Source organism: Achromobacter spanius (genome assembly GCF_039673305.1).
Classification (GTDB): Bacteria; Pseudomonadota; Gammaproteobacteria; order Burkholderiales; family Burkholderiaceae_B; genus Achromobacter; species Achromobacter spanius_F.
Genome location: NZ_JBDJLJ010000032.1, coordinates 43,488 through 60,029, shown reverse-complemented (window position 1 = coordinate 60,029; position 16,542 = coordinate 43,488). Strand labels below are relative to the sequence as shown.

Below are 16,542 nucleotides of genomic sequence, written 5' to 3'. Positions count from 1 at the left end.
CCAGCAGGCCCGCCGTGCGCAGGCCTTCCGCCAGGGCCGGGTCGTCCGACAGGTTGATCCGCGCGGCGCCCGCGAACGCGGTCAGCGCCGGCCCCAGCGGACCCGCGGGAATGTCGAAGCGCGCCAGGCCGGCGGCCGGCGGGCTGGACGCGCCGGATTGGGCCTGGGCCGGCAGCGGCGCCGCCATGGCCAGCGCGGCGCACAGCGCGCCTGCGGCGGCGCGGCATCGCGGCCCGGCCGCGAGAGGGTTGAAGCTGGAAGTCATGCTGATCCCGACAGAGTGCAAGCGAAGGTGCTTTATGGACTTGTCGGGCGAGATCGAAAAAGGGGCCAAGTTTTTTTTCAGATGGCCATCGCCCGGCGCTGCGCCTTCAGGCGGGCACGACGCTGACCCAGTAGCGCGTGCGGTACACCACGCGCACCGGCAGGCTGCGCGACACGGCCAGCAGCGCGGCGTCCGTGTCGTCCGCCTGGAAGCCGCCGGATATCCTCAGGTCGGCCACCTGCGGGTCGCAGCGCAGCATGCCCGGCCGATAGCGGCCCAGTTCCTGCAGGAAATCCGCCAGTCGCTGGTTGTCCGCGTACAGCACCCCGTCCAGCCAGGCCTGCGGCGGATGCGTGCTGGGGGCGGGCGAGTCCGCCGCCACGGCCGAGAAATCCACGCTTTGCCCGGCCTCCAGCACCACGCCCGCCTGCGCGGCGCGCGGCAGCACGCGCACGCGGCCTTCGATGACCGCCACGCGGCTGCGGTCCTGCATCTGCCTGACCGCGAAGTACGTGCCCAGCGCCTGCGCGCTGCCTTCGGCGGTATGCACCACCAGCGGCCGCGGATCGGGCGGCTCCGCATGGGCCGAACGCAGCAGGATCTCGCCCTCGCGCAGGCGCACCCGGCGTTGCGCGCCATCGTAGTCCAGGTCCACGGCGCTGGCGGTATTGAGCACCAGCAGGCTGCCGTCGGGCAGCTCGATCCGCCGGCGCTCGCCGCTGCGCGTCGCGTAGTCGGCGGTCCACTGCAATGGCGCCGCCCGCCACGCCAGCCACCCCGCGGGTGCGGCGACGATCAGGCCGGCCAGCACCCGCAGCGCGGCGCGGCGCGACGCCGCCGCGTCCACCGTGGCGCGGCCCAGGCCCGGCGGCAATCCGCCCAGCTTGGCCAGCACCGCCTGCGCGCGCGTCCAGGCGCGGTCATGCTCGGCGCTGCGCTGACGCCAGCGCTCGCAGGCCAGGCGGTCGGCTTCGGAAAAGCGGCCGGAATGCAGGCGCACCAGCCAGTCGGCGGCCTCGCCGGCAATCTTGGGATCGATGGGGCCTGTCGCGGCGGTCATTCCGCGGCCAGGATGCAGTGCGTGAAGGCCTCGGCCATGTAGCGCTTGACCGTGCGCACGCTGACGCCCAGCTCGACGCCGATCTGTTCGTAGGTCAGCCCGTCCAGCTGCGACAGCAGGAACGCCGCCCTGACTTTTTCGGACAGCGCCGCCAGCAGCGCATCCACTTCGCGCAGCGTCTGCAAGATCGCCAGGCGCTGCTCTTCGGAAGGCGCATGGCGTTCCGGCATCGCGGCCAGGGCTTCCAGGTATGCCTGTTCCAGCGCCAGGCGCCGGTACATGTCCGCCATCAGGCGCTTGGCGATGGTGGTCAGATAGGCCCGCGGCTCCAGCAGGTCGGGCATGGCCCGCCGCCGGTAGGCGCCCAGCAGCCCGGTGAACGTGTCCTGCGCCAGGTCCGCGGCGTCCGCGCTGTTGCCCAGGCGACGGCGCAGCCATCCGAACAGCCACCCGTGGTGCGCGTCATAAAGACGCTGCACGGCGAGGGCGGGAGATTGCTCGGAGGTCGGCATGAGGCGCGCTGGCAAATTAGCTGAATAGGAAGCAGTCGCAATTATCCAGATTAAGCCCCCCGCTGACAACGCCGGCCGCGCAGCCGCGCCGCGCCTGCCTCCCTCTCAGGGTTATCACCCATAAGCACAGCAAATACGCCGGATAAGAATTCATAATTTCCTTTTATGCGGCCGCCGCGCGTATAACAGGCAATCCAATCCAAGGGGTTCCCGGCATGAAGGCATACTTCCACGACGATCAGAAGCTACACCATCCGCAGACCTACTTTTCGCGCGGCAAGATGCGCACGCCGCAGGAGGTGCCGTCGCGCCTGGACGGGCTGGTGCAGGCCGCCCGCAAGCTGGGCTTCGATGTCGAGGCGCCGGCCGACCACGGCGCCGGCGCGCTGTCGGCCGTGCACTCGCTGGACTACCTGCGTTTCCTGCAGGACGCCCACGAAGACTGGATGAAGCTGCCCGGCGACTGGGGCGGCGAAGTGGTCTCGAACGTATTCGTGCGCGAACCCAACGCACTGCGCGGCGTGCTGGCCAAGGCGGGGCGCTATCTGGCCGACGGCAGCTGCCCTGTCGGCCCGAAGACCTGGCATTCCGCGTACTGGTCCGCGCAGTGCGCCATCGCGGGCGCCGAAGCGCTGCTGGCGGGCGACCGCCGCGCCTACGCCATCTGCCGCCCGCCCGGCCACCATGCGCGGCGCGATGCCGCGGGCGGCTTCTGCTACCTGAACAACGCCGCCATCGCCGCGCAGCGCCTGACGTCGCGCTTCCCGCGCGTGGCCATCCTGGACACCGACATGCACCACGGCCAGGGCATCCAGGAAATCTTCTACGACCGCAGCGACGTGCTGTACGTGTCCATCCATGGCGACCCCGAAAACTTCTATCCGGTGGTGGCGGGCTTCGAGGACGAGCGCGGCGTCGGCGAAGGCTACGGGTACAACATCAACCTGCCCATGCCGCACGGTTCGCCCGAGTCCGTGTTCTTCGACCGCCTGGCGCAGGCGCGCCGCGCGATCGCCCTGTTCCAGCCCGACGCGCTCGTGCTGTCGCTGGGCTTCGACATCTTCGAGAAGGATCCGCAGGCGATGGTCAGCGTCACCGAGGACGGCTTCGAGCGCCTGGGCCGCGAAGTCGGCGGCCTGGGCCTGCCGACGCTGATCGTGCAGGAGGGCGGCTACTACATCGAAGGGCTGGAATCGAACGCAACGCGGTTCTTCACGGGACTGGCCGGCGCCTGACCCGGTTGCCCGCAACGCCCATGCCGCAACCGCCCGCCCGCGCCCCCGCCCCGGCCCTGCTTGCGCCCGAGCGCATGGACTGGAACCTGCTGCGCACCTTCATGTTCGTGGTGCAGGAGCGCGGCGTGGGCCGGGCCGCCCAGGCCCTGCACTTGAGCCAGCCCGCCGTCAGCCAGGCGCTCAAGCGCCTGGAGGACGCGGTGGGCGGGATGCTGCTGCACCGGCGCAACGGCGAATTCCGCCTTACCGGCCTGGGCGACGAAATCTACGCCATTGCCCGCGACATGTACGGCACGATGGCCCGCATCGAAAACGCCGCCGCGCGGGACACGGCGGAAGTCGCGGGCACGCTGCGGCTGCTGGTGATGAGCAAAGTGCAAAGCCCGGCCTACGACGATTTCCTGGCGCAGTTCCATCGCCGCCATCCCCGGATCGAATTCCATATCGACGTGCTGCCCAGCGCCGCCATCCTGGACGCCCTGGGCAAGCGCGTGCCCGCGCTGGGCATCTGCCTGTGCCGCAAGCCCGTCCCGGCGCTGGAACTGCGCCTGTTCCTGCGCCACCGCTACGCCGTGGTCTGCGGCCGCCACCATCCGCTGTTCGCGCGCCAGCGCGTCGGCATCGAAGACCTGATGGACCAGAACTTCGTCTGCTTCACCAGCGACCAGATCGGCGACACGCTGTCTCCGCTGACCATCTTCCGCGACCAGCAGGGCTTCACCGGACGGATCGTGGGCACGTCCCCGAACATCGAAGAGATCCGCCGGATGGTGGTGGCGGGCATCGGCCTGAGCTTCCTGCCGGAACACCTGATACGACAGGACGTCGCCAGCGGCGAGCTGCGGCGCCTGCCGCCCGGCGAAGCCGTGGCGGAAATCGACGTCTTCCTGGCCTGGCACAGGCAGCGCAAGCCCACGGCGGCCGAAACTGCCTTCCTGTCCGCGTTCGAGCGGTTCCTGAGCCTGACGCCGCTGGACTCGCGCGCCGGATAGCACGGCGCGGGCGAAGATCCGCTCAGGACGGCGCGCCCCCAGCCCAGCGCGTCACCCGGTCCCGTCCGCCCTGCTTGGACAGATACAGGGCCTGGTCCGCGCACTTGATGACCTCCTGGGGCGATTCGCCGTCGCGTGGCCACAGCGCCACGCCGACCGACACGGTCACATGGCCGACGCCATCCGGCATCGGCCGTTGCGCGACGGCAGCCCGGATCCGCTCGGCGGCCAGCATCGGCGCCTGCGGCGAGGACGCGGGCACGAGCACCATGAACTCTTCGCCGCCCACGCGGAACGGCGTGTCGTCCGGCCTCAGGTTTTCCTGCAGCGTCCTGGCCATTGCCACCAGCACCTTGTCGCCGGCCGGATGGCCATGAACGTCGTTGACCTGCTTGAAATGGTCCAGATCCAGCGCGATGACCGCGAACGGCGAGCCGGCGGCCACCAGTTCGCCGATGCGGGCGCGCAAGGCGCGCCGGTTCATCAGGCCCGTCATGGGATCCGTCATGGACTGCGTGTTCAGGCGTCCGACCTCGTCGCGATGCTGCGCCAGCGTCGCCGCCAGCGCCTGCCGCAGCGTCTCGGCCTCGTGGTACCAGGTCTTGCGGGTGCTGGCCTTCAGGGCCTGCGCGCCTGCCGGCTCCGGATCCGCAAGCGCGCCGGTCAGCCGGGTCAAAGGCCTTGCGATGGCGTACGCGCAGGCGCAGACCAGTATCAAGGTCAGCACCACCGCGGGAATGGCGAACAGCAGCGATTCGCCCACCAGGGTTTTCAGGGGCGACAGCGCCTGGTCCAGCGGACGCTGCACCACCACCGCCCAGTTTCCCTTGACCAGCGGCACGTAGCCGGCCAGCACGGGCTCGCCGGTCGCGTCCCGGATTTGCGCGGCGCCCGGCCCCGACACCGGCGAAATGTTGGCCGTGACCGAACTGACCACGTCCGCGTCCGCGCCCGCGGCGCTGTGCCGGTAAAGCATCTGGCCCGAGACATTCACCAGGTACACGGAAGTGCCGTCGGCATAGGCGTGCTGGCCGATCAGCCGGTCCAGTCCGCTGCCGCGCTCCAGCACCACAATGGCCGCAAGATAGCCCGCGGACGCGCCAGGCTTGCCCGCAACGGGTTCCACCAGGGTCAGCGTCGTCAGCCTGCTGCCTGGCAGGCAGCATGGGCTGACCCACTGGCCGACCCGCAGTTCGCGCACGCCCAGGTCACTGAGATTGCGGATTGCGGCAAGCTGGGGCAAGCCGCTGTCGGACCGTCCCGTGACGTTGCCCCCTTCGTCGGCAAGCAGCACCGCGGTAACGCCTTCGATCCTGGCCGCGGCAAGAGAGAGTTCGCGGGTCAGCGCGTCGGGCGCGGGGGCCGCCTCAATAATCCGGTCCGCGCTGGCGGTCAGTTGCCGGTCCGCGGCATGGATATACAGGTTGATGACGTCGGCCAGCTTCTGCGCGTAGGCCAGGTTGGATTCAAGCGTGTTCCTGACCGCCTGCGCCTTCTGCACCTGGTACCCGGCATACATCGCGTTGAAAAAGCCGATGGCCACGCTCAGCACCGCCAGCAAGATCAGCACGGTCAACAAGCGCACTTTGCGTTCTTTTGCCATGATTCTCCAGGCCCAGCCGGAAAAATGCAGGATACCGAACTATCTTTTCGTTTTCCAGGCGTTCACGCGGCGTCGGCAACCGGCAGCCGCATCGCCACGCGCCGCTGCACGGGCAGGCCGTGTCCCGCCTCGGCCCGCAACACGTCCGCCAGCCGCGAACCGGGCGGCGCGTCCGCCTCGCAAAAGCCCTGCCGCGCATACCAGGGCGCATTCCACGGAAGATCGCGGAAGGTCGTCAACGTGACTTCCGCCAGGCCCGCCGCGCGGGAGTGCAAGCGGGCCTGGCGCATGAGCAGTCCGCCGACGCCCATCCGCTGATGGTCCGCATCCACCGCCAGTTCCCAGATGTGCAGGGCATCGCCGAAGGCTTCGGCATCGACAAAGCCGCACAGCGCACCCGTCGGCGCCTGCGCGACCCAGACCGTTCCCTGCGCGATCAGCCGCAGGTGCGTGGCGACAGGCAGCACGCCGTCGTCGGCGATCCATTCCAGCCCGGACGCGGTGCGGAACAGATGGGCCGCGGACGCTTCGATCGCGGGCAGCAGCGCGGCGTCTTCCGGGCGGGCGGGACGAATCAGCATGGATTGGCGGTTCCGAAGTTCAGTCGGCTGGAATTCTACGCGGCGTGCGCCCGCCCCGCCGACGCTCCCTGACTCCGAACCTGTGCGCGCGCGGAATCTTCCGCGATTCCTGTCACCGAACCTTCGCGCGATCCAGTGTCTAATCACCGCTCCCTCGCGGGATATGCCGCAACCACCGCAATCGCGGCGGCCGTCGCGGCCCGAACAACAACGACCCTCAGGATTTCGTACGTGATTCACGTCATCGCAGGCCTTATCGCGCTCTATGTCATCTGGCGCCTCGTCTGGCCGCTGAAATGGCCCGCCGCCGCAAGAATGCTGCTGTCAGCCTTGCTGCTGCTTGCCGCGGAGCACCACCTCATCACCCGCAATTTCTTCGGCACGATGGCCTCGCCCGAAGTGCCCGGCCCCGTCATCATGGCGCTGGGCTGGGCGTTCGGCGCCCTGCTCCTGCTTGCCGTGTTCCTGTTGGCCGCGGACGCGGCGGGCCTGGCGCTGTCCGCGTTTTCGCGCAGCCGCGGCCGCGCGGTGCTGTCCTGCACGCGCCTGCGCGCGGGACTGGCCGCGGCCGCGGCGGTCCTGTCGGCGGTGGGCGTGTGGCAGGCCGTGCGCGTGCCCGACGTCAAGACGATCGAAGTCGCCCTGCCCGGGCTGCCGCGCGCGTACGACGGCTTTCGCATCGCCCACCTGACCGACCTGCACGCCAGCCGCCTGCTGCAGGCGGACTGGATGCAGGCCGTGGTGGCCCGGACCAATGCGCTGGCGCCCGACCTGACGCTGATCACCGGCGACCTGGTGGACGGCACGCCCGAGGCCCGCGCCAACGACGTGCTGCCCCTGCGCGACCTGCGGGCGCCGCACGGCGTGGTCGCGATCCCGGGCAACCACGAGTACTACGCCGAATACGTGGGCTGGCTGCAGGCTTTCCAGAAACTCGGCCTGCGCATGCTGCTAAATGAGCACATGACCCTCGAACGCGACGGCCAGCCCCTGGTGCTGGCCGGCATCACCGACAGCGCCGCGTCGCGCGTCGGCCAGCCGCTGCCGGACATCGACGCGGCCATGGCGGGCGTGCCGCCGTCGGCATCGGTGATCCTGCTGAGCCACCGCCCTGTCGGCGCGGCGCGCCACGCGCAGGCGGGCGCCAGCCTGCAGCTGTCGGGCCACACGCACGGCGGGCAGATCCTGGGCCTGCACCTGCTCACGCAATTGGCCAACGAGGGCTACGTGTCGGGCATGTACCAGGTCGGCGGCATGCAGCTGTATGTGAGCAACGGCGCGGGCCTGTGGCCGGGGTTCCCCATCCGGCTGGGCCGCCCGTCGGAGATCACGCAGATCGTGCTGCGCGCGGGCCCGCCCGCCTGACCGAACGTCGCGCACAAGCCACGGCGGCGCGTTGACAAGCGCCGCCGCGCTGACTTAGCATTCGGCCCTGCTTCTACAACCCCTCTTCTTTTGGGTGCAACCGTGTCTGCCATTCGTCAAATCGCCTGAACGCCGACGAGTACCGTCCTGGTACCGTGGTCAGCCTGCCCGCATCCGCTGCTCGACGCCATGTAATGAGCACACTTCGCCCGGCAGGCGCGGTTCCAGGAAGCGCAGCACAACCCCACCCCCGCTTCCTCCCCCCGTAAGACTTCGTTGTCGGCTTTTCCCATATCCTGGAGAAGACCCATGACGCTGGATTTCTGCGCCTACGCGCAATCGCTGGACCTTTACCGATACCCCCGCACTCCCCACCTGGAAGGCTCGCGCCTGCAGGACGGGGACGAAGGCCATGGCCACGTGCCCTACCGCAAGCTGGCGGGCCTGACGCTCGTCGTCGAAGAAAAACTGGACGGCGCCAACACCGGCATCAGCTTCAGCCCCTCGGGCGAACTGCTGCTGCAGTCCCGCGGCCACTACCTGGTGGGCGGGGGCCGCGAACGCCAGTTCAGCTTTATCAAGGCCTGGGCCGCCGCGCACGCGGACTGGCTGCTGGAACGGCTGGAGGACCGCTATGTGATGTACGGCGAAACGCTGTCCAAGAAACACTCCGTGTTCTACGACGCGCTGCCCCATCACTTTTTCGAATTCGACGTGCTGGACCGCCGCACGGGCGACTTCCTGTCCACCGACGCGCGCCGCGCGCTGCTGGCGGACGGTCCGGTGCTGTCGGTTCCCGTGCTGTATGAAGGCGCGGCGCCGGCAAGGCTGGCGGACCTGAAGGCGATGCTCAAGCCATCGCTGGCCAAGACCGCCGGCTGGCGCGAGGCGTTCGAGGCGACCGTGCTGCGCGAGGGCCACGACCTGGCCCGCGCCTGGCAGCAATGCGACAAGTCGGACCTGTCGGAAGGGCTGTACATCAAGGCCGAGGCGGACGGCAGGACCATCGCCCGCTACAAATGGGTGCGTCGCGATTTCGTGCAGGCCATCCTGGATTCGGACATGCACCATTCCGAACAGCCGTATGTGCCCAACCTGCTGGCCGCCGGCGTGGACCTGTATTCGCCGCGCCTCGCGGTGGATTGGGACACGCTGCGCGCCGTCCGCAAGAACAAGGAGCCATCATGAATTACGCAGACATTCAGTCGCTGGCGCCCGCCCCCGGCCAGGACCCGGACTATGCGGCCTGCCTGGCGGCCTTCCCGGCCCTGGAACTGGCCAAGACCACGCCGCAGGATCCGCGCTATCACGGCGAGGGCGACGTGTGGACGCATACGCGGATGGTGGTGGACGCGCTGCTGGCGCTGCCGCAATACCAGGCGGCTTCGCGCGCCGACCAGGAGATCGTGTTCCTGGCCGCGCTGCTGCATGACGTGGCCAAACACAGCACCACGGTGGTGGACCCGGTCACGGGCGCCATCGGGCAGCCGGGCCATTCGCGCAAGGGCGCCATCGATGCGCGCATCGCGCTGTGGGATGCCGGCGCGCCGTTTGCCGTGCGCGAAGCGGTGTGCCGGCTGATCGCCACGCACCAGGTGCCGTTCTTCGCGCTGGAAGGGTCGCGCCGAGGCAAATCGCCGGAGTTCATCGTGCGCGAGCTGTCCTGGCAATTGAGCCTTCCGCTCCTGGCCATGCTGGCCGAAGCCGACATGCGCGGCCGCATCTGCCGGGACGCCGGGCGCGTGCTGCACAATATCGCCCTCTTTTGCGAACTGGCGCGCGAGGATGGCTGCTTTGGCCAGCCCCGCGCATTCGCCGACGCCCACACCGCGGTCAGCTACTTCCGCGGCGCGGACGTGCATCCCGACTACGCGCTGTTCCAGGAGCCCGGTTCGCGAGTCATCGTGATGTCGGGCCTGCCCGCCTCCGGCAAGAACACCTGGGTCGCGGCAAACCATCCGGACTTGCCGGTGGTGTCGTTCGACGATGCGCGCGAAGCGCTGGGTCTGCGCCACGGCAAGAATGAAGGCATGGTGGCGCACCTGGCGACGGACCGCGCCAAGGCGCTGCTGCGCGCCCGGGCGCCGTTCGTGTGGAACGCCACCAACCTCAGCGAACTGATGCGCAAGAAGACGCTGGACCTGCTGTACGCCTACCAGGCCGAAGTGGAACTGGTGTATCTGGAAAAGCCGCGCGCCGAGCTGCTGCGCCGCAATTCCCGCCGCGACACGTCGCTGTCCAACAAGACGCTGACCGGCATGCTGCACCGTTGGGACTTGCCGCTGCCGACCGAGGCGCACCGGGTCGCGTACCTGTGCTGACCCGCTGGTGTACTGCCCCATGGATGCGTCGTGTCGACGTACCCGTGGGGCGCACACTAGGCCGTGGCGCGTTCGGCCTCCTGCAGTTCGCGCCACAGGATCTTGCCCGCGCTGGACTTGGGCAGCGCATCCACGAATTCGATGATGCGCGGCGCCTTGTAGGCCGCCATGCGCTCGCGCGCCCAGGCGATCATTTCTTCTTCCAGCGCCGTATCGCGCGCCTCGGGGCGCAGCACCACCAGCGCCTTGACGGTCTCGCCGCGGCAGGGGTCCGGGATGCCCACCACGCAGGCCTCGTGCACGGCGGGATGCTCGTAAAGCGCATTCTCGACCTCCGCCGGCCAGACCTTGTAGCCCGAGGCGTTGATCATGCGCTTCAGGCGGTCGGTGATGAAGAAATAGCCCTCGTCGTCCACGCGGCCCAGGTCGCCGGTGCGGAAATAGCGTACGCCGTCCAGCAGGAAAAACGCTGCTTCGTCCGCCGCCGGATTGTTCCAGTACCCCTGCATGATCTGCGCGCCGCGCGTGACCAGTTCGCCGACTTCGCCGGGCGGCAGTTCTTCCAGCGTGGCGGGATCCACCACCCGCGTGTCCACCCCAAAAGTCGGGACACCGATGCATTGGCGCTTGTTGCGGTTCATCGGGTTGCAGTGCAGGAACGAGGCGCTCTCGGTCAGGCCGTAGGCCTCGTTGAAGACTATGCCGTAGCGATCGGCCAGCATGCCCGCCACGGCTTCGGGCATGGGCGCCCCGCCGCCGCACAGCAGCGCCAGGGCCGACAGGTCGTAGTCCTCGATGCCCGGCTGCGCGAAGAAATCCACGATCATCGCCGGCGCGGCCGCCCACACGCTGACGCGATGCCGCGCCATCAGCTGCGCCGCCACCTTGCGGTCCCAGCGCGGCAGCAGCACCACGGTGGCGCCCAGCAGGATCGGCAGGTTCATGCAGTTCTGCATGCCCAGCAGGTGGAACATCGGGGCGACACCCATGATGATGGCCTCGGCTGTCAGGCCCCGCCACAATTGCGATCCCGTGGCCGCCGCCCCCAGCGTGCCGTGCGTGTGCCGGCAGCCCTTGGGCCGGCCGGTGGTGCCCGACGTATACGGCAGCAGGCACAGGTCCTTCGCGCCGGCCCGATGCGGCAACGGCGGCGCATTGACCGCCATCGCGCCGTACCACGGCACGCCGCCCCGGATGTCCGGCTTGCGCCGGGGCGCGGCGATCCAATCCGGCGGCGCAACCGCGCCGTCGCCCGGCCCCAGATAATCCGAATAGGCATGCACGATCACGCGATCCAGCCTGCCGTCCCGCGTGAAGTCCGCCAGCCGGCCGGCCAGTTCCTGCGCCGCAAAGGCGACCTTGGCGCCGCTGTCTTCAAGATAGTGCGCCAGTTCGTCCGGGGTGCTCATCGCATTGACCGGCACCACCACGGCGTCGGCCCGCAGAATGGCGTAGTAGGCAATGACGAACTGCGGACAGTTCTGGCTGAACAGCAGCACGCGGTCGCCGGCCTTCACGCCGGCCCCGTGCTGCAGATAGCCGGCCATCGCGTCGACTTCGCGCTTGAGGCGCGCGTAATCCAGCGTCGTGTCGTAGAACACGATGGCGGGCTTGGCCGGATAGCGCGTGGCAGACGCCTCCAGATTGAAATACAGGCTGGACTGCGGCTGGCTGATGGCCAGCGGCAATCCCTTCGGCCAATACCGATGATGCGCGTGCTGCATGCCCTTGGTCTCCAATTCCCGCTGCGTCGGCGCCGCCTCAGGCGACCAGGCCGCGAGCGATGATTTCTTTCATGATTTCATTCGAGCCGCCGTAGATCTTTCCCACGCGGGCATCGGCGTACATGCGCGCGATCGGGTATTCCAGCATGTATCCGTATCCGCCATGCAGCTGCAGGCATTCGTCGATGACCTGGCAGTTCATCTGCGTGGTCCACCACTTGGCCATCGCGGCGGTCGGCAGATCCAGCGTGCCGTCCAGTTGCCGCGCGATGCAGTCGTCGACGAAGCGGGCGGCGATCGTCGCCACCGTTTCGCATTCGGCCAGCTTGAAGCGCGTGTTCTGCATGTCGATCAGCGGCTGCCCGAAGACCTGGCGCGTGCGGGTGTAGGCCACCGTTTCGTCGATGGCCCGGCGCATGGTGGCCACCGCCCCCACCGCGATCAGCAGGCGTTCGCGCGGCAGCTGCTGCATCAACTGCGCAAACCCGCGCCCTTCCACTTCGCCGAGCAGGTTGGACACCGGCGCGCGCACCTCGTCGAAGAACAGTTCGGCCGTGTCCAGGCTTTTCTGGCCCAGTTTCTCCAGCAGCCGGCCGCGCCGAAAGCCCGGCAGGTCCCGGGTTTCCAGCATGATCAGCGATATGCCGCGGGAACCGGCCTGCGGATCGGTCTTGACCACCACGCAGATCAGATCGGCATGCAGGCCGTTGGTGATGAAGGTCTTGGCGCCATTGACGACATAGGCGTCGCCATCACGCGCGGCGGTGGCGCGGATGCTCTTCAGGTCGGACCCCGCGCCCGGCTCGCTCATGGCGATGGCGCCCACGAGTTCGCCGGTGGCCATCCGGGGAAGCCAGCGCTGCTTCTGGGCCTCGGTGCCGTAGTTCAGGATGTAGTGCGCCAGGATCGCGCTGTGCACGTTGTTGCTGAAGCCGTACACCATCGCGCGCGCCTGCTCGGCCGCCACGATGGCCTCGTGCGCGAAGGTGCCTCCGCCGCCGCCGTAGGCCTCGGGCATGCTGACGCACAGCAGCCCCATGCGTCCGGCCTTGCGCCAGACCTCGCGGTCGGCGTGCTGCTGCTTGCGCCACTTTTCCTCGTCCGGCGCGAACTCCTTTTCGAACAGGCGCCGGGTCGAGTCCTGGAACAGCGTCAGGTCGGCATCCATCCAGTTTTGCCTCGGGGTATCCATCGGCGTCTCCCGGCGTCAGGGACGGCCGCCGCCCACGACCAGGACCTGGCCGCTGACGTAGTTGGATTCGGGCAGGCAGAACAGGTACACCGCCCCCGCCGCTTCGGCCGGCGTGCCGGCGCGGCCGATGGGAATCAGGCTTTCGGCGTTTTTCAGCACCTGCGGATTCACGCCCACCTTGATCTGCCGGCCCTGGATGTCCAGCGTGGCGTCGCCGTCGGCGGCGGCCTCGGTCAGGCGGGTCTTGATGAGCCCGAACGCCACGCTGTTCACGTTGACCTTGTAGCGCCCCCATTCCTTGGCCAGCGCCCGGGTCAGCCCATTGATGCCCGCCTTGGCCGCCGCATAATTGGCCTGGCCCGCATTGCCCATCACGCCCGACGTGGACGATATGTTCACCACCTTGCGGAAAACTTCGCGCCCCTGGGCGGCTTCGGCCTTGGCCGCCTCGCGGATGAAGCCGGACGCGGCGCGCAGGATCCGGAACGGCGCGGACAGGTGCACCGCCAGGATCTCGTCCCATTGCTCGTCGGTCATCTTCTGGATCACGTTGTCCCAGGTGTACCCGGCGTTGTTGACGATGATGTCCAGGCCGCCGTAAGCGTCCAGGGCCGTGCCCACGAAGCGGTCGGCAAAGCCGGGGTCGGTGACGCTGCCCGCGCAGGCCACGGCCTGCCCGCCCGCGTTGCGGATCAGCGCCACCGTGTCGTCGGCGGGCCCCGCGTCCAGGTCGTTGACCACCACCCTGGCGCCCTCGCGCGCCAGTTTCAGCGCGATCTCCTGGCCGATGCCGCGCCCCGATCCGGACACCAGCGCCACTTTCCCTTCAAGCGTACCCATGCGTTCTGTCTCCATGCTTTGTCTGCCTACGCGGCTTGATACAGCGTGACGACGCACGCGCCGCCCAGCCCCAGGTTGTGCTGCAGCGCCAGGCGCGCGCCCTCGACCTGCCGCAGGTCGGCCTGGCCGCGCAGTTGCCACACCAGTTCGGCGCATTGCGCCAGGCCCGTCGCGCCCAGCGGGTGCCCCTTGGACAGCAGCCCCCCGGACGGATTGGTGACGACGCGTCCGCCGTAGGTGTTGTCGCCTTCCAGGATGAATTTCTCCGCCGTGCCCTCGGGCGTGAGGCGCAGGCCTTCGTAGGTGATCAGTTCGTTCGCCGTGAAGCAGTCATGCAGTTCGACGACGTCCACGTCGGCCGGATCCACCCCCGCCGCCTCGTAGACGCGATCGGCCGCCGCGCGCGTCATGTCGTAGCCGACGAGCTTGCGCATGTCGCCCGCGTTGAAGGTGGAAGGCGTGTCGGTGGTCATGGCCTGCGCGGCAATGGCGACGGCCGGGGCCAGCCCGTGCCGGCGCGCGAAATCGTCCGAGCACAGGATGGCCGCCGCCGCGCCGCAGGTGGGCGGGCAGCACTGCAGGCGGGTCAGCGGGTCGAAGATCATGGGTGCGGCCAGGACTTCGTCCAGCGTCACGGTCTGGCGGAACACCGCGTACGGGTTGCGCGCCGCGTGCTGGCGCGCCTTGACCGAGATGCGCGCAAAGGTGTCCGGACGGATGCCGTGCTGCTTCATGTAGTCGCGTCCGGCGCCGCCGAAGAACTGCGCCGCGCGCGGCTTGGCGGCGTCGTAGCGCTGGTGTTCGGTCATGGACGCCACGAATTCCTGCAGCGGCGACGGCCGGTCTTCGTACACCCCCTTCAGGGCGCCGGGCACCATCTGTTCGAACCCGACCGCCAGCGCGCACTCCACGGCGCCGCTTTCCACCGCCTGCCGCGCCAGGAACAGCGCCGACGAGCCGCTGGCGCAGTTGTTGTTCACGTTGAACACGGGAATGCCCGTCAGGCCCACGCCATACACCACGGCCTGGCCGGAGGTGGAGTCGCCGTAGACGTAGCCCGCGTAGGCCTGCTCCACGGCGTCGTAGGGCAGCCCCGCGTCCTGCATGGCTTCGCGCACGGCGCGCATGCCCATGACGGAATAGGGTTCGCTTGCGCCGGGCTTGCTGAAGGGGATCATGCCGACGCCGGCCACCCACACTTTTCGATTCATGCCTGCTTCTCCTGAAGAGTCGGCGCGGCGGGCGCCGCGCCAGGAAATCCGTGGCCCTGCCGCAGCGCGGACTTCAATACCTTGCCCGCTGCCGACATGGGCAGATCGTTGCGGAATTCGTAGCTCTTGGGACACTTGTACGGCGCCAGGATCTGGCGGCAATGCGCATTCAGCGATTCGGCGTCGGGCGCCGCGCCCGGCCGCGCCACGATCACCGCATGCACGGCTTCGCCCCACCGTTCGTGCGCCACGCCGATCACCGCGCAGCGCGCAACACGGGCGTGCCGCGCCAGGGCCGCTTCCACTTCGGCGGCATAGACGTTTTCCCCGCCGCTGACGATCATGTCCTTCAGGCGGTCCACCACGTACAGATAGCCGTCGTCGTCCTGCCAGGCAGCATCGCCCGTCAGCAGCCACCCATCGGAAAACGCGCGCGCGGTGTCGTCGGGGCGGTTCCAGTAGCCGGCCACGACCATGGGACCGCGCACCGCCAGTTCGCCCACCGCGCCGGGCGCCGCATCCTGGCCGTCGGCCGCCAGGATGCGCGTCTCGACGCCCACCGCCGGACGGCCCGCCGACAGCGCGCGCGGCCCGCCCCGCCGCACGTCGGCGTTGATGGCGACCAGGGCCGAGGTTTCGGTCATGCCGTACGCGTGCACGAATTCCGCGTTGGGAAAGGCATCCAGCGCGCGGGCCAGCAGCGCGGGCGCAATCGGGGACGCGCCCCAGATGACGCGCTGCACGCCGCCCAGCCGGTAGCGCGGGAAACCGGGTTCATCCAGCAGCATCTGGATCATGCTGGGCACCAGCAGCACTTCGGACACGCCGTCGTCCTGCAGCGACTGCAGCACCGCGTGCGGATCGAAGCCGCGCTGGATCACCACCGACGCGCCCGCCAGGAACTGACCCATCAGGCGCCCCAGTCCGGCAACGTGGAAAAGCGGCGCCACCAGCAGCACGCGGCTGTCCTGCGGCGTGGGAACCGTGGCCAGCCGGGCGACGGCGGCGCTCCACAGATTGGCGTGCGTCAGCATGGCGCCCTTGGGCTGGCCGGTGGTGCCGCCCGTGTACAGGATGGCGGCCAGCGCGTCGCCGCCCGCGCGGCAATCTTCGAGGGACGGCGCGGACTCGGCCCGCGCATCCAGCGTGGGCAGCGGCAACGCCTGCGCGGCGTTGGGCGGGACGCAGGCGGCAAGGCGCGATGCCAGCGCGGCATCCACCAGCACCAGCCGCGCGCCGCCGTCCGCAACGCCCTGCGCCAGCTCGGCGGCGCTCCAGCGCGTGTTCAAGGGCTGGATCACCGCGCCCAGCCACCAGCATGCGAGCATCGACGATACGTACGAGGCGCTGTTCGCCCCCAGCAGCGCGACCCGGTCGCCGCGCTGCACGCCGAGGTCCCGCAGCACGGCGGCCTTGCGGGCCGCCCAGGCTAGCAGTTGGGGATAGGTCCAGGCGCGTGCGCCTTCGCGCAAGGCGACCGTGCCGGGATACAGCCGGCTTGCCCGGTGCAGGCCCTGAGTCAGATACATAGCCCGTGTTCCTCCTGCGGCGCGCGGGCCTGGCGGCCCGCTGTCTCGTGCGGCGCGGCGTCTGGCGGCCGGCCGTTGTCCAGGCCGTAGCTTCCCGCCGGCCGGAAAAGGC

The 16,542-nt window shown here is 69.2% G+C and carries 14 protein-coding genes and 1 pseudogene; 5 read left to right on the top strand and 10 right to left on the bottom strand.

Annotated elements, in window-relative coordinates:
• The 3 genes and pseudogenes from ABE485_RS21295 to ABE485_RS21285 all read right to left on the bottom strand — a co-directional run.
• Positions 1–265: pseudogene (locus ABE485_RS21295) on the bottom strand (TonB-dependent siderophore receptor); the annotation flags it as partial.
• Between the two features lie 106 nt (positions 266–371).
• Entirely contained in the window at positions 372–1,325 is a 954-nt protein-coding gene (locus tag ABE485_RS21290; protein WP_346517252.1) for a FecR family protein, read from the bottom strand.
• A complete protein-coding gene (locus tag ABE485_RS21285; RefSeq protein WP_346517251.1) occupies positions 1,322–1,837 on the bottom strand; it encodes a sigma-70 family RNA polymerase sigma factor in 516 nt (171 codons plus the stop codon). The genes ABE485_RS21290 and ABE485_RS21285 overlap by 4 nt, the downstream gene beginning before the upstream one ends.
• Positions 1,838–2,052: 215 nt before the next feature.
• Between ABE485_RS21285 and ABE485_RS21280 the strand changes: the two genes are divergently transcribed.
• On the top strand, positions 2,053–3,072 hold the full coding sequence (locus ABE485_RS21280; protein WP_346517250.1) for a histone deacetylase family protein: 1,020 nt from the start codon (positions 2,053–2,055) through the stop codon (positions 3,070–3,072).
• A gap of 20 nt (positions 3,073–3,092) precedes the next feature.
• A complete protein-coding gene (locus ABE485_RS21275; protein WP_346517249.1) occupies positions 3,093–4,064 on the top strand; it encodes a LysR family transcriptional regulator in 972 nt (323 codons plus the stop codon).
• A gap of 22 nt (positions 4,065–4,086) precedes the next feature.
• Here ABE485_RS21275 and ABE485_RS21270 read toward each other — a convergent pair whose 3' ends face one another.
• Both ABE485_RS21270 and ABE485_RS21265 read right to left on the bottom strand, forming a co-directional pair.
• Positions 4,087–5,667 (bottom strand): GGDEF domain-containing protein, encoded by a 1,581-nt coding sequence (locus tag ABE485_RS21270; RefSeq protein ID WP_346517248.1) that lies wholly within the window; start codon positions 5,665–5,667, stop codon positions 4,087–4,089.
• A gap of 62 nt (positions 5,668–5,729) precedes the next feature.
• The gene (locus ABE485_RS21265; RefSeq protein WP_346517247.1) at positions 5,730–6,248 is read right to left on the bottom strand and encodes a GNAT family N-acetyltransferase; all 519 of its coding nucleotides are present in this window, start codon (positions 6,246–6,248) and stop codon (positions 5,730–5,732) included.
• Positions 6,249–6,479: 231 nt separating this feature from the next.
• On the opposite strand from ABE485_RS21265, the gene ABE485_RS21260 reads away from it, so the two are divergent.
• The 3 genes from ABE485_RS21260 (at position 6,480) to ABE485_RS21250 (ending at position 9,934) form a co-directional block, all read left to right on the top strand.
• Positions 6,480–7,613 carry a metallophosphoesterase gene (locus ABE485_RS21260; RefSeq protein WP_346517246.1) on the top strand — a complete coding sequence of 378 codons (1,134 nt, stop codon included), beginning with the start codon at positions 6,480–6,482 and terminating at the stop codon, positions 7,611–7,613.
• Between the two features lie 309 nt (positions 7,614–7,922).
• Positions 7,923–8,801, top strand: coding sequence for an RNA ligase family protein (locus ABE485_RS21255; RefSeq protein ID WP_346517245.1), 879 nt, complete (start codon positions 7,923–7,925; stop codon positions 8,799–8,801).
• The gene (locus ABE485_RS21250) at positions 8,798–9,934 is read left to right on the top strand and encodes an AAA family ATPase (protein ID WP_346517244.1); all 1,137 of its coding nucleotides are present in this window, start codon (positions 8,798–8,800) and stop codon (positions 9,932–9,934) included. Before ABE485_RS21255 ends, ABE485_RS21250 begins: the two co-directional genes overlap by 4 nt.
• Positions 9,935–9,990: 56 nt before the next feature.
• On the opposite strand, the gene ABE485_RS21245 is transcribed toward ABE485_RS21250, so the two are convergent.
• Genes ABE485_RS21245 through ABE485_RS21225 form a run of 5 tightly spaced genes read right to left on the bottom strand, consistent with a single transcriptional unit; the run spans position 9,991 to position 16,430 of the window.
• Positions 9,991–11,658: a long-chain fatty acid--CoA ligase gene (locus ABE485_RS21245; protein WP_346517243.1), complete on the bottom strand. Its 1,668-nt coding sequence runs from the start codon at positions 11,656–11,658 to the stop codon at positions 9,991–9,993.
• 37 nt (positions 11,659–11,695) lie between these two features.
• On the bottom strand, positions 11,696–12,850 hold the full coding sequence (locus ABE485_RS21240; protein WP_346517242.1) for an acyl-CoA dehydrogenase family protein: 1,155 nt from the start codon (positions 12,848–12,850) through the stop codon (positions 11,696–11,698).
• Between the two features lie 15 nt (positions 12,851–12,865).
• Positions 12,866–13,690: an SDR family NAD(P)-dependent oxidoreductase gene (locus ABE485_RS21235; protein ID WP_346517241.1), complete on the bottom strand. Its 825-nt coding sequence runs from the start codon at positions 13,688–13,690 to the stop codon at positions 12,866–12,868.
• 26 nt (positions 13,691–13,716) lie between these two features.
• Complete coding sequence (locus ABE485_RS21230) at positions 13,717–14,901, bottom strand: lipid-transfer protein (RefSeq protein ID WP_346517240.1); 1,185 nt, start codon at positions 14,899–14,901, stop codon at positions 13,717–13,719.
• Positions 14,898–16,430 carry an AMP-binding protein gene (locus ABE485_RS21225; protein ID WP_346517239.1) on the bottom strand — a complete coding sequence of 511 codons (1,533 nt, stop codon included), beginning with the start codon at positions 16,428–16,430 and terminating at the stop codon, positions 14,898–14,900. The genes ABE485_RS21230 and ABE485_RS21225 overlap by 4 nt, the downstream gene beginning before the upstream one ends.
• Positions 16,431–16,542 lie beyond the last annotated feature (112 nt).